The sequence below is a fragment of the Agrobacterium tumefaciens genome, from assembly GCF_005221385.1.
GTDB classification, from domain to species: Bacteria; Pseudomonadota; Alphaproteobacteria; order Rhizobiales; family Rhizobiaceae; genus Agrobacterium; species Agrobacterium tomkonis.
In genome coordinates this window covers 1,201,008-1,219,954 of the sequence record NZ_CP039904.1, presented here as the reverse complement: position 1 = coordinate 1,219,954, position 18,947 = coordinate 1,201,008, and the positions used below count along the sequence as shown (strand labels likewise).

19 protein-coding genes are annotated in these 18,947 nt (G+C 58.3%); 11 read left to right on the top strand and 8 right to left on the bottom strand.

Going from position 1 to position 18,947, the window contains the following annotated elements:
• Positions 1-4 precede the first annotated feature (4 nt).
• The 3 genes from CFBP6623_RS20820 to CFBP6623_RS20810 all read left to right on the top strand — a co-directional run bounded on the left by CFBP6623_RS20820 (position 5) and on the right by CFBP6623_RS20810 (position 2,433).
• Positions 5-1,051: a DUF2332 domain-containing protein gene (locus tag CFBP6623_RS20820; RefSeq protein WP_046801686.1), complete on the top strand. Its 1,047-nt coding sequence runs from the start codon at positions 5-7 to the stop codon at positions 1,049-1,051.
• Between the two features lie 100 nt (positions 1,052-1,151).
• On the top strand, positions 1,152-1,679 hold the full coding sequence (locus CFBP6623_RS26930) for a hypothetical protein (protein ID WP_082129039.1): 528 nt from the start codon (positions 1,152-1,154) through the stop codon (positions 1,677-1,679).
• A gap of 10 nt (positions 1,680-1,689) precedes the next feature.
• The gene (locus tag CFBP6623_RS20810; protein ID WP_225244725.1) at positions 1,690-2,433 is read left to right on the top strand and encodes a metalloprotease; all 744 of its coding nucleotides are present in this window, start codon (positions 1,690-1,692) and stop codon (positions 2,431-2,433) included.
• 35 nt (positions 2,434-2,468) lie between these two features.
• On the opposite strand, the gene CFBP6623_RS20805 is transcribed toward CFBP6623_RS20810, so the two are convergent.
• The 5 genes from CFBP6623_RS20805 to CFBP6623_RS20785 are packed head-to-tail and all read right to left on the bottom strand — an operon-like array spanning position 2,469 to position 7,962.
• On the bottom strand, positions 2,469-3,023 hold the full coding sequence (locus tag CFBP6623_RS20805) for a sarcosine oxidase subunit gamma (RefSeq protein WP_046801684.1): 555 nt from the start codon (positions 3,021-3,023) through the stop codon (positions 2,469-2,471).
• A complete protein-coding gene (locus tag CFBP6623_RS20800) occupies positions 3,016-5,976 on the bottom strand; it encodes a sarcosine oxidase subunit alpha (RefSeq protein ID WP_062654441.1) in 2,961 nt (986 codons plus the stop codon). The genes CFBP6623_RS20805 and CFBP6623_RS20800 overlap by 8 nt, the downstream gene beginning before the upstream one ends.
• Positions 5,973-6,287 carry a sarcosine oxidase subunit delta gene (locus CFBP6623_RS20795; RefSeq protein ID WP_046801682.1) on the bottom strand — a complete coding sequence of 105 codons (315 nt, stop codon included), beginning with the start codon at positions 6,285-6,287 and terminating at the stop codon, positions 5,973-5,975. Before CFBP6623_RS20795 ends, CFBP6623_RS20800 begins: the two co-directional genes overlap by 4 nt.
• 11 nt (positions 6,288-6,298) lie before the next feature.
• Positions 6,299-6,709, bottom strand: a complete 411-nt coding sequence (locus CFBP6623_RS20790) for a hypothetical protein (protein ID WP_046801681.1) — start codon at positions 6,707-6,709, stop codon at positions 6,299-6,301.
• Entirely contained in the window at positions 6,709-7,962 is a 1,254-nt protein-coding gene (locus CFBP6623_RS20785; protein WP_046801680.1) for a sarcosine oxidase subunit beta family protein, read from the bottom strand. The genes CFBP6623_RS20790 and CFBP6623_RS20785 overlap by 1 nt, the downstream gene beginning before the upstream one ends.
• Before the next feature lie 318 nt (positions 7,963-8,280).
• Between CFBP6623_RS20785 and rpsU the strand changes: the two genes are divergently transcribed.
• Both rpsU and CFBP6623_RS20770 read left to right on the top strand, forming a co-directional pair.
• Positions 8,281-8,508, top strand: a complete 228-nt coding sequence (gene rpsU, locus CFBP6623_RS20775) for a 30S ribosomal protein S21 (protein ID WP_006313768.1) — start codon at positions 8,281-8,283, stop codon at positions 8,506-8,508.
• A 135-nt stretch (positions 8,509-8,643) separates the two neighbouring features.
• The gene (locus tag CFBP6623_RS20770; protein WP_046801679.1) at positions 8,644-9,540 is read left to right on the top strand and encodes a tetratricopeptide repeat protein; all 897 of its coding nucleotides are present in this window, start codon (positions 8,644-8,646) and stop codon (positions 9,538-9,540) included.
• Positions 9,541-9,614: 74 nt separating this feature from the next.
• Here the strand turns inward: CFBP6623_RS20770 and CFBP6623_RS20765 are convergent, their stop codons facing one another.
• On the bottom strand, positions 9,615-9,881 hold the full coding sequence (locus CFBP6623_RS20765) for a DUF6074 family protein (RefSeq protein WP_046801678.1): 267 nt from the start codon (positions 9,879-9,881) through the stop codon (positions 9,615-9,617).
• Positions 9,882-10,220: 339 nt separating this feature from the next.
• On the opposite strand from CFBP6623_RS20765, the gene CFBP6623_RS20760 reads away from it, so the two are divergent.
• Together CFBP6623_RS20760 and CFBP6623_RS20755 are read left to right on the top strand one after the other, a co-directional pair.
• Positions 10,221-10,499: an exopolysaccharide production repressor protein gene (locus CFBP6623_RS20760; RefSeq protein ID WP_046801677.1), complete on the top strand. Its 279-nt coding sequence runs from the start codon at positions 10,221-10,223 to the stop codon at positions 10,497-10,499.
• Positions 10,500-10,608: 109 nt separating this feature from the next.
• On the top strand, positions 10,609-11,601 hold the full coding sequence (locus tag CFBP6623_RS20755; RefSeq protein WP_046801676.1) for a glycosyltransferase family 2 protein: 993 nt from the start codon (positions 10,609-10,611) through the stop codon (positions 11,599-11,601).
• 190 nt (positions 11,602-11,791) lie between these two features.
• Here the strand turns inward: CFBP6623_RS20755 and CFBP6623_RS20750 are convergent, their stop codons facing one another.
• Entirely contained in the window at positions 11,792-12,760 is a 969-nt protein-coding gene (locus CFBP6623_RS20750) for a polysaccharide pyruvyl transferase family protein (RefSeq protein WP_046801675.1), read from the bottom strand.
• A 51-nt stretch (positions 12,761-12,811) separates the two neighbouring features.
• Positions 12,812-13,777: a glycosyltransferase family 2 protein gene (locus tag CFBP6623_RS20745; RefSeq protein WP_046801674.1), complete on the bottom strand. Its 966-nt coding sequence runs from the start codon at positions 13,775-13,777 to the stop codon at positions 12,812-12,814.
• Between the two features lie 119 nt (positions 13,778-13,896).
• Between CFBP6623_RS20745 and CFBP6623_RS20740 the strand changes: the two genes are divergently transcribed.
• From CFBP6623_RS20740 to CFBP6623_RS20725, 4 genes are all read left to right on the top strand, one after another.
• Positions 13,897-15,375, top strand: coding sequence for a lipopolysaccharide biosynthesis protein (locus CFBP6623_RS20740; RefSeq protein WP_046801673.1), 1,479 nt, complete (start codon positions 13,897-13,899; stop codon positions 15,373-15,375).
• Positions 15,376-15,745: 370 nt separating this feature from the next.
• Positions 15,746-16,894: an acyltransferase family protein gene (locus CFBP6623_RS20735; protein ID WP_046801733.1), complete on the top strand. Its 1,149-nt coding sequence runs from the start codon at positions 15,746-15,748 to the stop codon at positions 16,892-16,894.
• Between the two features lie 4 nt (positions 16,895-16,898).
• Entirely contained in the window at positions 16,899-17,690 is a 792-nt protein-coding gene (locus CFBP6623_RS20730; protein ID WP_046801672.1) for a glycoside hydrolase family 16 protein, read from the top strand.
• Between the two features lie 65 nt (positions 17,691-17,755).
• Positions 17,756-18,937 carry a glycosyl transferase family 1 gene (locus CFBP6623_RS20725; RefSeq protein ID WP_046801671.1) on the top strand — a complete coding sequence of 394 codons (1,182 nt, stop codon included), beginning with the start codon at positions 17,756-17,758 and terminating at the stop codon, positions 18,935-18,937.
• Positions 18,938-18,947: the final 10 nt, after the last annotated feature.

Below are 18,947 nucleotides of genomic sequence, written 5' to 3'. Positions count from 1 at the left end.
CCGCATGCATGATGAAGCCGTAAGAAATGCGTTTCTCGTTCAGGCGAGGGCTTGCGACAGCCTCGGCTCGCCCTTTACCGCAAGGCTTTGCCGCGCAGTCTCGGCGCGGCTGGACCGCCAGACGGAAGTGGGCCAAAAAATCCTGTCCTGGCCGGGCGATGTCGGCCCCTCCGGCGATTCCGTTCCCTTGCGGCTGGCGGGCGCCCTGCATGCGCTTGCCATTGAGGACAAGATCACGCCGCTTGTCGATATCGCACCCGAAAACGACGATAAGCTGTGGCAGGCCTGCGAAGATGCGTTGCGCTTTCATGCAGCCTTTATCCTCGAGAGGTTGAAATCACCACCGCAGACCAACGAAGTCCGCCGTTCCGCAGTGCTGCTGCCGGGGTTTCTGACGATTGCGGCGCTTGTCGGCAAGCCGCTGGCGCTTTCGGAAGTTGGCGCCAGCGCCGGGCTGAACCTGCAATTTGACCGTTACCAGTATCGACTGGGCGACCTCGCATGGGGTGAGAAGTCGGATGTCTTTCTTTCGCCGGAATGGCGCGGAAACGCATCGCCGCCCGATCGTCGGATTGAGGTCATCGAGCGCGCCGGCTGCGATCTCAACCCGCTCGATCCGTCATCCGCCGAGGATCGCCTGCGCTTGATGTCCTATGTCTGGGCTGACCAGACCGACAGGCTGGAGCGAACAGCAGCGGCTCTACAGATTGCCGTGGAGAACGGCTTACACGTCGAAAAGGCCGATGCGATCGACTGGCTGAAACGACGCCTTGCCACACCGCATTCGGGCGCCACCCATGTCATCTACCATTCCGTCGCCTGGCAATATCTGCCGGATGCCTTAAAGCAGACCGGAGAAGCCTTGATTGCCGAGGCAGGCGCCCGCGCCACGCCGGAGGCTCCGCTTGCCCGCCTGCAGATGGAAGCGGACCAGACGCCGGGCAGCGCCGCGATTACCCTGCAAATCTGGCCGACTGGCGAGAAACAGGAAATCGGCCGCGCCGATTTTCACGGGCGTTGGGTGGAATGGCGCGGCTGGAAAGCGAACTAAACAAATTTAACAAATATATACGCCGAGAATCCAACTGCTGCTTGTAAAAGCAATACAACCGTGCTCCTCTTCTATCGATATTATCTAGAGGGGAATTTAATTGCTTATCAAAACCCCGAAAAGCTCAGCCATTCTTTTAGTGTGCAGTTTACTTGCGCCGCCGGCCATCGCACAGCAGCAAATGGGATCCCAAGCCGCGATGAATGCCTGCGCAAACATCGCCACCTTGCTGCAAATTGGCGGACCACAACTACAGTCCGCGTTTGGCCAACAGGCATTATTTGCAATCTTTCAACAGACTGGCGGAACAGGGCGTTATCCTCCTTTGGTTCAACTGGGGCCTGTTCATAATGTTATGATAGGTGGAGAAAATGTACTTCCACTGGGTAGCTTTTTGACTTGCCGGACCGTCCACCAGAATGGATATGCGGATTGGCAGCTTGCATTTTCTCAAATGACGCAAAGGTTTGAGAATTTTCAGTTTAATTCGGTACCTGGCGGAAACCCCAACCCAAATCCCACTCCCAATCCGACACCAAATCCGAACCCGAATCCTACGCCCAATCCGGTACCAAAACCGCCTTCAGATAACCAAGCCTGCCAAAAATTCCCCGAACTTTGCCCCTGAGGTGAGAGCCATGATTACGAGACGCGGCCTTATTGTCGGATGCGGTGCAAGCTTCGCATTGCCCGGAATATGCCGGTGCCAGACTTATTATGGTTGCACGCTAACCGCCTCGGAGATTGCGACGGAAACGAATAACAAAAAAACAATGGAGTTTTCCTACGTTGACGGTCAGGCACCCGTCGCCACATCTGGAGACAAAGACTTCGACTATGCACTGGCGCAGACCCTGAACTATCTCAGTAATCTTTTCGATGTTCTCCCCGGCTTTACCTATCTTGACGATGCGAAAGGGAAAAATGCCTATGCAAGTCCGGCCAACTACATGGGCCGCTCAGACGGCACGGTTCTTTTCGGCTTGCGTTTTCTTCAGGAGTTTTTGAATCAGCCAGCCTATCCCGCCGCTTACATCGCAGCGGTATGCGCGCATGAATTTGGGCACATCGCACAATATAAATATGGAATAGACGACCGCCTGGGTGGGCAGCCAACGGTTAAAAGAATAGAGTTGCACGCGGACTATTTGGCAGGATATTTCGCAGGTCGCCGCAAGCTCGACAACGCGAATTTTCCGGCGGCGGTTATCGCCCAGGCACAGTTCAGCGTAGGAGATCACGCGGTTGATCATCCCGGCCATCACGGTACACCGGACGAGCGCGGTAATGCCGTAAAAGCCGGTTTTCTTGCGAGTTACCATCGACGCCTAATGTTCAAGGACGCACTCGAAGCCGGCGTAGATTATGTTAAGACCCTCTAAGCCGAGAAATCTTTTCTGACTGGGGATTGAAAAGTTCAAACCGCCACGTCCTCAGCCGCCTCCTGCAGCAGCCCGCCGACATAGTCGGCGAAGGAACGCCAGCATTCCATCCGGAACGTATCGTCGGTCACGCGTAGCAGAACCACTTCCGCCTTGCCGAAAACCGTGCGCGAGCAGGCGCCGACCGGGAATCGTGTCAGAGACAGATCCTGCGGACAACCGGCATTGAGTGCGGCCTCCGCACCCGGGCCGGAGACGATGATGGCCGTATTACGGTGAGAAATGTCGGTTGCCGAAAACAGGCCGGAGACGCCGGAGAGCACTGCCATCAGGTCGCTTTCGCTCTGATCGATCACCAGCCATTCATCCGGGCCGAGCCAGAGAGCAGACCGCAGACCCGAGGTGACGGCGCTTTTCGGGCTGGTGGGCAAGGAAAGACCAAGCGCTTCCGAAAGGGCCGGCACAGCGCTTTCCCGCGCGCGCAGCGACAGCCGTGATGCGGAAGCGGCAGGTTTCAGCGAGACGAAGGGCGAGCCGCCATGGAAATCCTCAAGCACGGATTTGCGTTTTGCGTGAAGCATATCAGCCATTGAGACGGGCCCCTTCCTTGTCGAGAAAGACCATGTCGGTCACTTCGACGGCAATGGTTTTATCGGCGAGCGGGATATAGAGCGTTTCGCCCAAACGCGCCCTGCCATCCGCCACCAGCGCAAAGGCGATGGAATGGCCGAGATTTGCCGACCAGTAGGCGGATGTCACATGGCCGAGCATGGTCATGGGTTTCGGCTGGTTCGGATCGACAACGATCTGGCCGCCCTCTTCCGGAACGGTCAGCCTGTCCTTCGTCTTCAGACCCACCAGCTGCTTGCGGCCGGAGCGCGTGAGATCAGGGCGCTTAAGACCGCGAATACCGACGAAATCCGTCTTCTTCTTGGAAACCGCCCAGCTGAGCCCCGCATCGTCAGGCGTCACCGTGCCGTCGGTATCCTGCCCGACGATGATATAGCCCTTTTCGGCACGCAGGATATGCATGGTTTCGGTGCCATAAAGGCAACCGCCAACGGCTTCGGCCCTTTCCCGGATGGCAGACCAGACGGCTGCGCCGTAATCGGCCGGAACGTTGATTTCGAAACCAAGCTCGCCGGTGAAAGAGACGCGAAAAAGCCGCGTCGGCACGCCGCAGAACTTGCCCTCGGCCACCGCCATATGCGGGAAGGCTTCCGGGGAAAGGTCGATACCCTCGACGAAGGGAGCGATTACCTCCCGCGCCTTCGGCCCCTGCACGGCAATGACAGCCCATTGTTCGGTGGCCGAGGTCAGCCAGACATTGAGATCGGGGAATTCGGTCTGGAGATAATCCTCCATGTGCTGCAGAACACGCGGCGCGCCGCCCGTGGTCGTCGTCACATGGAAGCGGTCCTCGGCAAGACGCCCGACGACGCCGTCATCGTAAACGAAGCCGTCTTCGCGGGTCATGATGCCATAACGGCAGCGGCCGGGTTTCAGCGTATCCCAGGCATTGGTGTAGATGAGGTTGAGGAACTTCGCCGCGTCAGGGCCGACCACCTCGATCTTGCCGAGCGTCGAGGCATCGAAGACGCCAACGCTGTCTCTCACCATCTTGCACTCGCGGTTGATTGCTTCGTGCATGTCCTCGCCCGCACGCGGGAAGAACCACGCGCGCTTCCAGTTTCCGACATCCTCGAACACCGCACCTGCCGCCGCCTCTTCGTCGTGCATCGGCGTCTTGCGGGCCGGATCGAACAATGCGCCGCGCGAATGATTGATGAGCGTACCGAAGGTGACCGGCGTATAGGGCTGACGGAAAGTGGTGAGGCCGACCTTAGGCAAATCCCGACCCAGCGCTTCGGATGCAATGGCGAGCCCGTGCATATTGGACATCTTGCCCTGATCCGACGCCATGCCATTGGTGGTGAAGCGTTTGATGTGCTCGACGGAGTGCATGCCCTCACGCACGGCAAGGCGGATATCCTTGGCGCAGACATCATGCTGGAAATCGATGAAGGCCTTGACGCCGGTGCCCTCACCCGCACCTTCGGCAGCGCCGATCATACCGCCGGTCCAGCCACGGGCATTCTCGCCGGAAAACTCCACAGCGGAACCGCCAGCAGCCGCCGCTTCGGCAATCACCGCCGCAAGATCGTCCGTGCCGTTGCAGGTGCCGACGGAAACACAGTCCTGCACATGGATATCGGGCAGGAAGCGCTGGTTAGCCGCGTCAAACTTCAGCTTGCCGCGTGATTGCGAAAACAGATGTACCGACGGCGTCCAGCCGGCGGAAACGACGAGCGCATCAATGGCGATCTTGCGTTTGTTGGAGCCACCATTGCGGCCAACGGTCATGGACGACACGCGCAGACGCCCGGCCGTATTGTAAACGCTGTGGCCCGCCAACACTTCGATGTTCAGCGCCCGCGCCTCATCCAGCAACCGCCGATCCGGGTTCTCGCGGCAATCGACGATGGCGGCGATCTTCACGCCGGCCTTCTTCAGGTCGAAAGCCGTTTCATAGGCTGAATCATGGGCGGTGTAGACACCGACATTGTGGCCGACAGCCACCCCGTAGTGATTGAGATATGTGCGTGCCGCCGATGCCAGCATGATGCCCGGACGGTCATTATTGGCGAAGACCATGTGGCGCTCGATCGCACCCGCCGCCAGAACGACTTTTTTGGCGCGCACCTGCCACAGCCGCTCGCGCGGCTGGTGTCTGGCGGGCGTGGCGAGGTGATCGGTCACGCGCTCTGCCAGCGCCACGAAATTGTGGTTGTAATAACCGAAGGCTGTCGTGCGGGTCAGAACCCGGACGTTAGGCAGGGACTTCAATTCGGCGAGAACCTTCTGCGCCCACTCATAACCGGGCAGCCCATCGATAACCGCTCCCGTGTCGAAGCGCAGCGCGCCGCCGATTTCGGCATTCTCATCCACCAGAATGACGCTGGCGCCGGTATTCGCCGCAGCCAGCGCTGCCGTCAGACCGGCAACGCCACCACCGGCCACCAGCAGGTCACAATGGGCATAACGGCCTGAATAATGATCCGCATCGGGCTCGCTCGGCGCCTTGCCGAGACCGGCAGCGCGGCGGATGATCGGTTCATAGATCTTGTGCCAGGCGGCCTTCGGCCACATGAAAGTCTTGTAGTAGAAGCCAGCCGCAAACATCGGCGAAAGGACGTCGTTGATCGCGCTGATATCGAAGGACAGCGACGGAAAGCGGTTCTGCGAGGCGATGATTGCACCGTCGAACACATCCTGCACCGTTGCGCGCACATTCGGCTGCTTGCGCATGCTATCGCGTGAGACGTCGATCAGCGCATTCGGCTCTTCCGGCCCTGCAGACAGGAAACCACGCGGCCGGTGATATTTAAACGAGCGGCCGATCAAATGCACGCCGTTTGCGAGAAGCGCTGAGGCAACCGTGTCGCCTTCCAGCGCGGAATAAATCTTGCCGTCGAAGGTGAAACGCGCCGTTCTGGCCGGCGTCAGGCGGCCAGCGCCCTTTATACGGTAATCGCCGCTCATTGCCCGGCTCCCTTTTCTCCAGACAGGACAGTCTCGACATCCGGCTTCGGCTCGCCGGCCCTGTAGGTCATCAGGAATTTATCGCTGACGGAGTGGCGGGCGGCGTTGAAAAACCGGCCGCAGCCATGGATATGCCGCCAGCGCTCAAAAACGAGACCCTTGTCATTGTCGCGAATGAAGAAATACTCCGCGAAAGCTTCGTCAGAAATATCGGCGATGTTTTCCGGCCGAGCGATATGGGCCTCGCCCGCCCAGCGGAATTCCAGTTCGGAACGGTCTTCCCCGCAATAGGGGCAATGGATCAGAAGCATCGTCGCTCCACCTAGAGAGAATTTTCCGGAAGGACGCTTCCGGCGGGTTGGTCACATAGCCGCTTTCCCATCGCAACAAAGGGGGAAAGCCGCGTCAGAAGCTGCGCGAAATTATCGAAGGGGCGTAGCGCCGAGGCCCGGCCCATATTGACGATGGCAACCGCCATCATGTCGGTATCGATTGCGAAGGGATAGTCCTGCTCGCCATCCTCCTTCTCGCCGACGAAATAGACCATCTTGTCCGCGAGACTTGGAGCACACAGCAGCAGGCCTTTTTCCGCCACGAAAGGCCAGTCTTTCTCACCCTGCATCTTCGCAATTTTTTGACTGCGAAAATCCTCGGCCTCGGGAATGATGCTGCCGACGGGCACGACCGCGACCGCGCCAGATATATTGATCGCAAGCACAGCCGCCGCCAGCATCAATGCGCCACCGCGGCAGCGGCGGCCTCATCTATGAGCCGGCCGGTGCGGAACCGGTCGAGTGTCAGCCCGGCGGCAAGGCGATGTGGCTCACCGCGGGCGATGAGATGGGCAAAGAGATTGGCCGAACCCGGTGTCGCCTTGAAACCACCCGTACCCCAGCCGCAATTGACAAAGAGGTTCGGCACCGGCGTCACGCTCTGGATGGCCGAACGGTCGGGCGTGTTGTCGGTAATGCCGCCCCATTGGCGCATCATCTTGACACGACGGAAGATCGGGAACAGCTCGCAGATGGCATCGAGCGTATGGGTGATGATCTGCAGGCCGCCGGTCTGGGAATAGGAATTATACTGGTCCGTGCCAGCGCCGATGACCAGTTCCCCCTTGTCGGACTGCGAAATATAGGCGTGCACCGTGTTGGACATCACGACGCAGGGGAAGATCGGTTTCAGCGGCTCTGACACCAGCGCCTGCAGCGGGTTGGAATGCAGGGGCACCCGCACATCCGCCATCTTCATGAGAACCGAGGAGTGGCCGGCGGCGGAAACGCCGATCTTCTTGGCGCCGATGAAACCGCGATTGGTTTCGACACCCGTCACTGCCCCGTCCGGCCCGCGCCTGATGGCCGTGACCTCGCAATTCTGGATGATGTGCACACCGCGGTCGGAGGCGGCGCGGGCATAACCCCAGGCCACCGCATCGTGGCGCGCCGTGCCGCCACGGCGCTGGAGTGCTGCGCCATTGATCGGATAACGCGCATTGCCGGAAATATCGAGCGGCGGACAATAGGCTTTGGCCTGTTCGGGCGTCAGCCACTCATTGTCGATACCATAGAGACGGTTGGCATTGATGTGCCGGCTGAAGGACTGCCGGTCGTGAATATTGTGCGACAGCATCATCACGCCACGCGCTGAATACATGACGTTATAATTGAGATCCTGGCTCAGGCCTTCCCAAAGCTTGAGGGAATGCTCGTAAATATCCATGCTCTCTTCATAGAGATAGTTGGAACGGATGATGGTGGTGTTGCGGCCGGTATTGCCGCCGCCAAGCCAGCCCTTTTCCAGCACCGCGACATTGGTGATGCCGTGTTCCTTGGCAAGATAATAGGCCGCCCCCAGACCGTGGCCGCCGCCGCCGATGATGATGACGTCATAATCCTTGCGCGGCTCGGGTGATGCCCATTGCGCATCCCAGCCTTTATGACCCCTGAGCGCCTCACGCGCCACGGCAAAAACGGAATATTTGCGCATTCGCAATCTGCTCCTCAAGAACCGGCCAGAAACCGGAAGCATAGTTCCGGCCCGTATCATACACATGGCAAATCGGGATGGGAGGCAATATCCATTTTGCGACGCCGCAATGCTTTTGTTTCGACATGACCGCGAGAATGGCGGAGGGGTCGCATTTTAGCTGTTGTTTGCGGGTTATCGGCTGGACTTGGCGTAAATGATCTGATAATGCACGACACCAATCGCACGGCTAAAAAGGCCAAGCGAACGATTTTGTGTTTGCGTGCGAATGCCTTTATTCGCACAGCAAGATAACCAAACTAAAGGAACGGGTTTAACGTGCAGGTACTAGTCCGCGACAATAACGTTGATCAGGCGCTTCGCGCCCTCAAGAAAAAGATGCAGCGCGAAGGCATTTTCCGTGAAATGAAAATGCGCGATTATTACGAAAAGCCCTCCCAGAAGCGCGCCCGCGAAAAGGCTGAAGCCGTTCGCCGCGTTCGCAAGCTGGCACGCAAGCGCGCACAGCGCGAAGGTCTGATTGCGGCCCCGCGCGCGAGCCGTTAATAGGCCGTCTTTTGGACGTTTTTGAATGCTTGTTGGGCGGGGGCGATCAATTCGCCGCCGCTCTTTGTGTTTGTGGTCGGAGACAAATCGTGGGACAACGATTATGAGACCGGCCTGCGAGGGAACCCACACCGAATGATCGCTGTCGATGCCTGTGTTGTGAAAAACTCCGACGCCTCCACGCGGCGGGTGCCATTGAAAAACAACAGAGGGTTTCGTGCTTCTCTGGTCGTCTGCACCGTGCTCGCCGGTCTTTCCGGTTGCGCGACATCCAACCAGACGGAAGACGTGTTCAGGATCGACCGCGCCCAGGGCTCGCAGGAAAACATCGCCTCGCTCACCTCGGTCATCAACGCCAATCCGCAGGATCCGGAAGGCTACAATGTCCGTGGCTCGGCTTACGGCCGCGCGGGTGATTCCCGCCGCGCCATCGAAGACTTCAACAAGGCATTGCAGCTGAACCCGCGCTTCTACCAGGCTTACGCCAACCGCGCGCTGGTTTATCGCAACTCCGGTCAGCAGCAGCAGGCCCTGCAGGACTATAACGCCGCCCTGCAGATCAATGCGAGCTATGATGTGGCGCTGATCGGCCGTGGCAATCTTTACCGCCAGTCGGGACGGGTCAACGAAGCGTTCGACGATTTCTCCCGCGCCATCCAGCTTGAAACCACGGATGGACGCGCATGGCACAATCGCGGCTTGATCTACCAGCTGCGCAACCAGCACGCCCAGGCCATCGAGGACTTCTCCAAGGCGATTTCCCTGTCTTCCACCTCGCCGGAACCCTATAACGGGCGTGGCCTCTCCTATGTCGCCTTGAACGACGACGAAAACGCCTTCGCGGATTTCAATCACGCTATTTCGCTTGATGGCAATGTCGCCGAATCCTGGGCCAACCAGGCGTTGGTCTATGAGCGGCGCGGCGAGATGGCCAAGGCCGCCAAGTCCTATTCCCACGCGGCGCGGCTCGATCCGAAATACAAGCCGGCGCTCGATGGTGTTGCCCGCACACGCGGCGCCAGCGCCTCCTGAAGCCAGGCGGACGCCAACAAAAAAGCCGGCGGTGCAAAGCATCCGCCGGCTTTTTTATGAGAAAACTTAAAACCTCAATGGCTGTCGCGACGAGCCTCGGGGGCAGCATCGCCGGACCACAATTCGGCCTGCACCGCGTTTTGAAATTCCATGACCTCGTGCCGCATGGCAGCGTCTTCATAACCCAATCCCGTCAGATAGGCGGCCAGTTCACGGCACTCCCTGCGCCAGAAATCATTCGCCTCCACACCATGCAGACGGTCAAGCATGGTTGCACACCGTTTTACGTCGGCAATGCGGTTCTTTGCCGGAAAGGCGATTACTTCTGAACTCGTCGTCACGCGGGCACCCTGCTCTTCGAGGAATCAATACCGACTTTTTAAAGGCGAGATGGTTAACGAAGTCTGCAGGGCGGCGCAGACAACCCGCAATAGCCTATCAAAGAGCGATTCTATGCCTGTCCGAAGCCAGAAACCGGGTTTCAAAACAGACCCGACAGAGGGAAATCATCGATTACCAAGGAATTTACCAATCAAGATTACCGAAATTTCATGCTGCGCCAGATAGAAGAAGTATATGTGTGTTGAAACAACACCAGTCTCATCGTATATTTCTTGCAAAGAAAAAAAATGCCGCAGCGCAGCCAAAAACGGAGAAATCGTTCTCGGGAGGAGAGCACCATGTATGCACCTCGTGTTTTTTTCAGCATGATCGGTGCGTTGCTTACCTTTGCGGTTGCTACATATTTCATTCACGGGTCGTTCTATACGGCGTTCATCCAGACCCTCATCTGCGCCGTCCTTCTGCAAGTCGGTTATTTTATTGCAATTCTGGTTCTGGTCGCCCGCGAAAAGCGCCGGTTGCGTGAGACATTCGCGCATGATCGCAGCGCTGAAACCATGACGGCCGAAACAGCCAAAAGCGCCCCGCCGCATGGCGCGAAACTCACCGATATGTAAGCTTTCAAGCATCGGCTTTTATTGCGTCGCAAAAAAATCGCTTGCATCCACATCCCTGACACTTTCTGCTGGCCAAATCCTGACGGTCGTCAAAGCAAAAGGACATCCCATGGTGAGTGGTTCACAGCCCATTTGCGTCATCATCGCTGCGAAAAATGCATCCGAAACGATCGATATCGCCATCCGCTCCGCGCTTGTGGAACCGGAGGTCGGCGAAGTGGTGGTGATCGACGATGGTTCCACCGATACGACAAGCGATGTCGCGCATGCGGCAGATGACGGTAGCGGTCGCTTGCGGGTGGTGCGATTCGACGTCAACCGCGGACCTTCCGCTGCCCGCAACCATGCGATCTCAATTTCATCTGCGCCGCTTATCAGCATCCTCGATGCGGACGACTTTTTTTTCAGGGGCCGTTTCACCGCCATGCTGGCCGATGATGACTGGGATCTGGTCGCCGACAATATCGCCTTCATCCAGCAATCGGTTCCGGGCGCATCCTCCATGCAGCCGGCCCGCTTCGAACCTGAGGCCCGGTTCCTGTCGCTTGCGGAATTCGTGGAAGGCAATATTTCCAGGCCCGGCGTGGAGCGCGGAGAGACAGGTTTCCTGAAACCGGTGATACGCCGCAACTTTCTCGACAAACATGCGCTGCGCTACGACGAGGCCCTGCGGCTGGGCGAAGATTATGAGCTTTACGTTCGCGCGCTTGCCGCCGGCGCCCGCTACAAGGTCATCCGCCATTGCGGTTACGGCGCAATCGTGCGCGGCAATTCGCTGAGCGGGCGTCACAGCACCGAGGACCTTCGCCGCTTATACGAGGCGGACAGGTCCATCCTCGCTGGCTGCAGGCTGTCCGCCAACGAGGCGGCGATCCTTCGAGAACATGAAAAACATATCCGCGCCAAATTCGAGCTTCGCCATTTTCTCGATGCGAAAAAGCAGAAAGGCATGGGCGGCGCGCTAACCCACGCTCTTGCACGCCTGCCCGCCCTGCCCGCCATCACGCGCGGTATCCTGACCGACAAGACCGCGCGTTTCCGCAAGCCGTCGCAGCCCGTACGGGATGTGCGATATCTTCTGGAGGGGACGCCGGTTTCGTAAGGGGAACGACAACCTCGGCCAATTCTCCGCCGTCATCCTCGGGCTTGTCCCGAGGATCTACGCACGTATCGTATAGTCGCTCGGTTACAGATGCTCGGGGACAGGCCCGAGCATGACGATGGAGACGTTAGAGGATGGCATCCTCAAGCAAATGCGGCAGAAAATTCTCTGCCGCATCCGCTCTTCACCCTCAAAGATAATCGCGCTTGATCGTTTCCAGAACGACGGAAAAACGCTCCTTGCGCTCTTCCAGCCTGCCATCCGGGCTGAGACGTGGTTCCGCCCGGCTTGCCTGCCAGAGCGCGAGCGTGGAAGGGGCAGCCAGAACCTGCTTGGCCAGCTTGCGCAACGACGTTGACTGGCTTTCCTGCGGCCTGACCAGCACATCGCCTTCATGCGCCGGGCCCCCATGCGCCGAAACGGAGCCGGTCTCGGCAATGACGGGGGCTGGCGGCGGCGGAAAATTCATGCCCCAGAAGCGCGAGCCCTTTTTTGCCGCCTCGGCACGGGTGGAAACAGGCACGTAACGCGGCTGATATTCCACGCCGACGGTGCCTGCCCAATCACTCCATTTGAAGCTGTTGATCGAGGGGGATGTGCTGACTGCGACCCATGGCACGCGGAACGCATCGGCAAGGATTGCGCCATGCATGGATTCGGCGACGATGAATTCCGATTGGGCAATGGCACGGATGACCGATTTCGCCTCGCCGCGCGGGTCTAGATAGGTCAGCCCCGCCGGTTCACAGACCGTTTCCCACATGCCAAATTCCGCCGACTCCCAATGGGGAACGAAGGTCTTCTTGTGGAGTTTCGGCAGGCCTTTGAAGTCCGGCATCTCGGTGACCATGACGGCGGGATCGACGATGCCCATTTCCGGCGCAAGCCCGAGCTTGGCGGCGGTTTTTTCGCCGCGCACGCAGCGAATATCCCAGAACCCGGTGCCCGTATCCGGCACCGCGCCATAGCCATAACCGCTGCCGATGACCAGCTTGCGCTGTTTTGCCGGCAGCAGGGTGTCGTTCAGCACGGTGCCGACGCCGACAAGCATGACGTCGTCATGCACGTCGCGCAGGCCTGGAAGCAGAAAATCCCACAGCCACAGATTGAGATCGTCACCGAAATTGCCGTGATGCGATTCCCAGTGGTAAGGTTTCATGAGGTCACTCCTGGGTGAAAAACATATAAATTCTTGCGGGCAAGAATTCGCTCATCTTGTACGAACGATTTTTCCTGCGCCGAGCTCAAAAGCGGCGCGCAGCAGTGCGGGATCGCGCATTGCCCATTTCAAGAGCAGCCCGAATTCGGGAATTTTACGCCGTTTCAGATTGCCCGCCTGGCTCCACAGCGCCTGTTTGCGGGCCGTGTTTTTATAGGAAGCGATCGACGCCACATCGGCCGGCCGGCGGGAAAAACGTCCCTCCAGAGTGTCGAGCGCCACCCAGGTATTGAACTGCTGACGCAGGAATTCCGGCGAGGCGTTATCGATGCTGTGGAAGATATTGACCCCCATGCCGCGCATCGCACCGGCATCGTCACAGAGCAGCGTCCGCTTCGATGCAAGGATGGAATCGCAGAAAAACAGTACATCTTCCGCAGCCAATCTCAGCGCCGGATCGAAGCGTATCTTTTCAAAAAGCGAACGGCCAATCACCATGCAGGAGAGGTGCAGGAAACTCCAGTTCCGCAGCATGACGCTTGCGAGATCCGGGAGTTCGATCACCAGCGGCTTCTCGGAAAGCCTTGCCGCACCTTCGTTCTTTTCCAATTCTGAAATGGCGAAATGGTAATAAAATTCGTCACTTGCCTGCATCGACGCCCAATAGCACTCGCCGCCATAGGTCTCTAGCGCGAAGGCGGCATTGCGCAGATGATCGGGTGTCCAGATATCGTCCGAATCGAGAAAAGCTACGTAATCGCTACCATCAGGCACATTGTCGAGACCGGTATTGCGCGCGCCGCCAGGCCCGCCATTGGCCTGCTTAATGACAAGAATCCGGTCTTTCTCACCCTGCGAAAGTTCCGCAAGTTCGCTTTCGATCGGATATGGCGATTCGTCATCGACGATGACAAGATCGAAATCCTGGTAAGTCTGCGCAAAAACCGATGCGAGTGCACGTCCAAGAATTCCGTGCTGCTTTTGGTAATAGGGAATGACGACAGTAAATCTTGCCATTGTTTCGCCCCTTGCGTTGATCAAGAAGTGTCGGGCCCGATCCTAAAAGCGGCCCCGATGGTATCGGCAACTCCCAACCGGCGATCCTCCCCGCCGGCCTCCAGAAACAGGATGCTTGTATGCCCCCAGCTCCAAATGTAAAGACCATCACCACCAATGTGGGGTGGAGCGTCCTGTCAAAAACAGGGACATTCGGGCTTAAGTTTGTCACGGTCCCCATTCTTGCAAGACTGCTTTCCCCGGAAGAATTCGGCGTGGTTGCGGTAGGACTTACGGTTGTACAGTTTCTGACCATGATTGCCGGCGCGGGGCTAACCTCTGCGCTGATCGTCGAAAAGGAAGAGGATATGGATACGATCCATACCGTCTTCTGGGCCAATCTGGCGATTTCCTGCACCATGGCCGCCGTTCTCTACATCTTCGCGGAATTTTTCGGCGGTCTGCTGGGCGCGGTGGAGAGCGCTTACCTGCTGCGCATCATGGCCTTCCTCATTCCGCTGCAGCTCGCGGGCGATGTCGCCTATTCGCTCTTGGCCCGACGCATGAACTTCAGCAAGGACGCGCTCTGGAGCATGGCGTCAGAAAGCATTGCGGCGGTGGTCGCCGTGGCTCTGGCGCTTCTCGGCTTCGGGGTCTGGGCGCTCATCATCCAGCTTTTTGCGGCGGCCCTCATCCGGCTTGTCGGGCTTTATGCCGTTTCGCGCTATTGCCCGCGCTTCGTCATGAAACCGCGCCGTCTGGTGCCGCTTCTCGGCTTCAGCTCCGGGCTGATGGGCTCGGAAATCGCCAATTTCGTCACCTTCCAGTCACCGATGGTGGTCATCGCCCGGCATCTTGGCCTTGCCGATGCCGGCGCCTATTCCGCCTCCAACCGCTTTGCCAGCATTCCCAACCAGGTGGTGCTCTCGGCGGTCATGGGCGTGTTGTTTCCCGCCTTCAGCCGCATGATGGACGATCCGCAACGTCGTCGCGATGCGTTGATGTTCAGCACGCAGGTGCTGACCGTGCTGCTGGCGCCGATGATGTTCGGCCTCTGGGCCGTGGCCGAACCGGCCATGCTGGTCATCTTCGGGCAGAACTGGGCCTATGCCTGGCCGGTTCTCGGGCTTCTGGCTCTGTCGAAAGCCATTCTGACGCCGTGCAGCACCTTCATCCCCTATTTGAAGGGCGCGGGGTACGGCCGTGTGCTGTTCTGGTCGGCGACGATCCGCGCCATCGTCACTACCGTCGCGGTCTGGCTCGCCGCGATTTATGGTACGTTGATCGATGCCATGGTGTGGCTCTGCATCGTCAATGCGGTAACGCTGGTCGCCTATTCCTGGGCGGTGTTCAAGGCGAGCGACACGCCGTTTCTCCGCGGCCTTTATGTCAGCAGCAGGCCAATGATCGCAGCGTTGATCATGGCTGTTTCGGTGCGTTATCTGCTTCATATGCTTGCAGACCGTGTGCCAAGCGCCACCCTTCAGGTTCTCGTCGGTGCTGCCGTCGGCGGCGTCATCTATGCGGTGCTGATCCTGTTGACGGAACGCGCGCTGCTGGGGAAAATCTTCGGAATGGTGAAATCGCGGCGCATGCGGGACGCCGCAACCCAAGGTTAGAAAATTCGCGGAAAAACGCGCCTCATTTCCGCCGTTAAGCGACCTTGCCGCGGTGATTTCATTCACTGCGACAAGGCAGCACCCCCTCTCTTTTTGCGGCGCAGCATCACGACAAATGACAAATTCACACGCTTCAGCGATTTTTAACGATGCGTGATTTTAGAAAAAATCTATTAATTTCAGTTATTTGATTTTTTAAGATCGCGGAAATGGCGCTGACGCCAGACAATCACCCGCAAAATCTAATCTTGTGTTTTTCCCGCGTCGCCACATTTTATCCCAAAGTCGAAACCAGACTTTCCAGTGCGGGCTTAAGTTCGCTCTGGTTGCAACGCGGCGTGGGGAGACGCCGCCAATAGGGGTGACTGATGTGACTGTCGATCAGAACCTATCCTCCCGTATCAATTTGATGCGCATATTGTTGATTTCAGGAATCGTGTTCGTCCATGTGCCGCACGATGCCGAAACCAGCCCATTTCTTGGCCTTTATGGCTTCTTCGACTGGCTGCGGGTTTTTCTGGGCGATGCGCTGTTTCGCATCGGCGTGCCCTGTCTCAGCGCCATTTCCGGTTACCTGCTGTTTCGCCGCGGCATGAGTGGTTTCGATTATCCGGCGACGATCCGTTCCAAGTCTAAAACCGTGCTACTGCCCTTCCTTCTGTGGAATGGTGCGCTGTTTGCCGCCGTGTTGCTCATCCAGCTCTTCGATCTGGGCGTGGGGTATTTCCCTGATCTGTGGAATGCCAGCCCGCGTGAAATCATCAGCCACGGTACGGCGCTCGAAGAGCTGCCGGTGAATGTACCGCTGTATTTCCTGCGTGACCTTTTCGTCTGCATCCTGCTGTCGCCGGTGCTCGCCTTTCTGATGCGCCGGTTCGCGCTGCCGACGCTCGCGATCCTGCTCTTCATCACCGCCATGCCGGACCTGACGATCTTCATCGTCCAGAAGAAATCCATCCTTTTCAGTTTTTCGCTCGGCATTGCGCTTGCGCTGCACCGTGTCAATGTCAAGGCTCTCGATCCCTATGCCGTGCCGATCATGGCGCTGACCTTTGCGGCTTCGGCCATGCTGGCCACCGGCCTTTATTTCACCGGCCCGGAATTCACCTTCTGGCTCAACATGTCACGCAATCTTTTGGCCGTCTTCGGCGCGCTCGGCTTCTGGGTTTCCTCCGCTATCCTGATCCGCAGCCGGCTTGGCCAGCGGCTTGCCGAAACCGGCAGCCTGAGCTTCTGGATTTTCTGCGCCCATTACCCCCTGCTCGTCATCATGTGGATGGTGTGGAACAAGGGCGGACCGGATTTCTACCCCGCTTTTTATATCAGCGCGACGCTTTCAGCCTTCGTCATTCTGGTGATTAGCAATGCCCAGACCCGCAAATACCTGCCGGCCGTCTATGGCGTACTGACTGGAAGCCGCAGCGGCAAATCAAAACCGAAAGCCGATTTTACGTCAAAACGGGGCGCCATCATCGGCCCGCCCACATCCGAAACACTTTATTCGCAACGACAGAGGTGAACCAATGACAACATTTGTCACCCGCGTTCAGACACGCATCTTTCTTGCCGCAGCTCTTTCGGCCACAGCCTTTGCAGCGCCGATCCATGCGCAGGAAGGCAACGGCACGTCCTTCATCGAGAACTTCGATTCCATGGACAGGTCCTTCTGGTACGTTTCCGACGGCTGGAACAATGGCGCGCATCAGAACTGCACCTGGTCGAAGAAACTGGCGACGGTGGAAAACGGCCAGCTGACACTCGGTTTTGAAGAAGCCAAGGCGGGCGAGCGCAACTTCGCCTGCGGTGAAATCCAGACCAAGGGGCGGTATCGCTACGGCACCTATGAGGCACGCATGAAGGCCGCCACCGGCTCGGGTCTGAACTCGGCCTTCTTCACCTATATCGGCCCGACCGACAAGAAACCGCACGATGAAATCGATTTCGAGGTGCTGGGCAAGAATACGGGCAAGGTGCAGCTCAACCAGTATATCTCTGCCAAGGGCGGTAACGAAAAACTGGTACCGGTGGAAGGCGGAGCCGATGCCGGCTTTAACGATTACGCCTTCGTCTGGGAGCCTCAGCGCCTGCGTTATTACGTCAACGGCAAGCTCGTCCATGAAGTGACGGACGAGACGAAAATCCCGCAAAGTGCCCAGAAGATTTTCTTCAGCCTGTGGGGCACCGACACGCTGAAGGACTGGATGGGCGCCTTTTCCTATTCCGGCGCAACGCAAATGATCGTTGACCGGTTTGCCTTCACGGCGCTCGGCGACAAATGCCAGTTCCCGGAATCCATCGCCTGCGCCCTCAACTGACTATTTTTTGAACCGAAACGTAGGCCGCAGCGTCTTCGACGCATGAAAGCAACCGGAACCCCTGCATGACCCATGTCCTTTATCTCGCGCATGATCTGTCGGACCCCGCCATTCGCCGGCGGGTGCTGACCTTGCTTGCGGGTGGGGCGCGGGTGACGCTGGCCGGCTTCCGGCGCGGAAATAACCGGCTTGCGGGTATCGACGGCCTCATGCCCGTCGTGCTTGGGGAAACCGCCGACGGGCAGTTTCTGCAGCGCATGGCGGCGGTGGCGAAAGCCAGCCTCTCGCTTGGCAAGACCTTGGGCGGCATTCCGGTTCCCGATGTCATTCTTGCCAGAAACCTGGAAATGCTGGCGCTGGCAAAGCGGGCCATGTCGATCTATGCCGGGCAACCGGCGCTGGTTTATGAATGTCTCGACATTCACCGCCTGCTTCTCAACAAGGGCAAGCCCGGACAGCTGCTGAATGCTGCCCAGCGTTATTTCGCACGCGATGCCAAGCTGCTGGTGACGAGTTCCCCGGCCTTCGTGGAGCATTATTTCAAACCGGTCTCGGGCCTCAACCTTCCGGTACTGCTTCAGGAAAACAAGGTTCTGGCGCTTGACGCCACCGTTGCCGCCACACCGCAACCACGCGCTCCCGCGCCCGGCGAACCATGGAAAATCGGCTGGTTCGGTGCGCTTCGCTGCCGCAAATCGCTCGAAATCCTCGCTGAATTTGCCCGCCAAATGGAGGGCAAGGTCGAAATCATCCTGCGCGGCCGGCCAGCCTATTCGGAATTTGCCGATTTCGACGGCTTCGTTGCCGCTGCCCCGCACGTGCATTTCCATGGGCCTTACAAGAACCCCGAAGACCTTGCCGCCATCTATAACGAGGTGCAGTTCACCTGGGCGATCGACTTTTTCGAGGAAGGCCAGAATTCCAGCTGGCTGCTGCCCAACCGGCTTTATGAGGGCTGCCTTTACGGCACCTTGCCAATTGCGCTTGCCGGCACGGAAACCGCCCGTTTCATTGAAAAGCGCGATATCGGCATCGTTCTGAACAAAGCGCAACCGGACGATCTGGCTACCCTGTTCGGCCAGATGGACCCGCAAACCTATACGAACGCCTTCAACACCCTCTCGGCGACAGACGGGAAACAATGGCTGACCGACCGCGACGATTGCCGTCTGCTGGTGCAGCAATTGTCCTCTCTTGCCAAATCCGCTTCCGGCCATGCCCGTGAAGCGCAGTTTTCACCCGTGTAGTGCGTAGGGG

Coding starts and splice junctions, on each gene's coding strand:
- CFBP6623_RS20820 (WP_046801686.1), top strand. CDS start 5: ATGCATGATGAAGCCGTAAGAAATGCGTTTCTCGTTCAGGCGAGGGCT.
- CFBP6623_RS20810 (WP_225244725.1), top strand. CDS start 1,690: ATGATTACGAGACGCGGCCTTATTGTCGGATGCGGTGCAAGCTTCGCA.
- CFBP6623_RS20805 (WP_046801684.1), bottom strand. CDS start 3,023: ATGGCTGATATGCTTCACGCAAAACGCAAATCCGTGCTTGAGGATTTC.
- CFBP6623_RS20800 (WP_062654441.1), bottom strand. CDS start 5,976: ATGAGCGGCGATTACCGTATAAAGGGCGCTGGCCGCCTGACGCCGGCC.
- CFBP6623_RS20795 (WP_046801682.1), bottom strand. CDS start 6,287: ATGCTTCTGATCCATTGCCCCTATTGCGGGGAAGACCGTTCCGAACTG.
- CFBP6623_RS20790 (WP_046801681.1), bottom strand. CDS start 6,709: ATGCTGGCGGCGGCTGTGCTTGCGATCAATATATCTGGCGCGGTCGCG.
- CFBP6623_RS20785 (WP_046801680.1), bottom strand. CDS start 7,962: ATGCGCAAATATTCCGTTTTTGCCGTGGCGCGTGAGGCGCTCAGGGGT.
- CFBP6623_RS20770 (WP_046801679.1), top strand. CDS start 8,644: ATGATCGCTGTCGATGCCTGTGTTGTGAAAAACTCCGACGCCTCCACG.
- CFBP6623_RS20760 (WP_046801677.1), top strand. CDS start 10,221: ATGTATGCACCTCGTGTTTTTTTCAGCATGATCGGTGCGTTGCTTACC.
- CFBP6623_RS20755 (WP_046801676.1), top strand. CDS start 10,609: ATGGTGAGTGGTTCACAGCCCATTTGCGTCATCATCGCTGCGAAAAAT.
- CFBP6623_RS20750 (WP_046801675.1), bottom strand. CDS start 12,760: ATGAAACCTTACCACTGGGAATCGCATCACGGCAATTTCGGTGACGAT.
- CFBP6623_RS20745 (WP_046801674.1), bottom strand. CDS start 13,777: ATGGCAAGATTTACTGTCGTCATTCCCTATTACCAAAAGCAGCACGGA.
- CFBP6623_RS20740 (WP_046801673.1), top strand. CDS start 13,897: ATGCCCCCAGCTCCAAATGTAAAGACCATCACCACCAATGTGGGGTGG.
- CFBP6623_RS20730 (WP_046801672.1), top strand. CDS start 16,899: ATGACAACATTTGTCACCCGCGTTCAGACACGCATCTTTCTTGCCGCA.
- CFBP6623_RS20725 (WP_046801671.1), top strand. CDS start 17,756: ATGACCCATGTCCTTTATCTCGCGCATGATCTGTCGGACCCCGCCATT.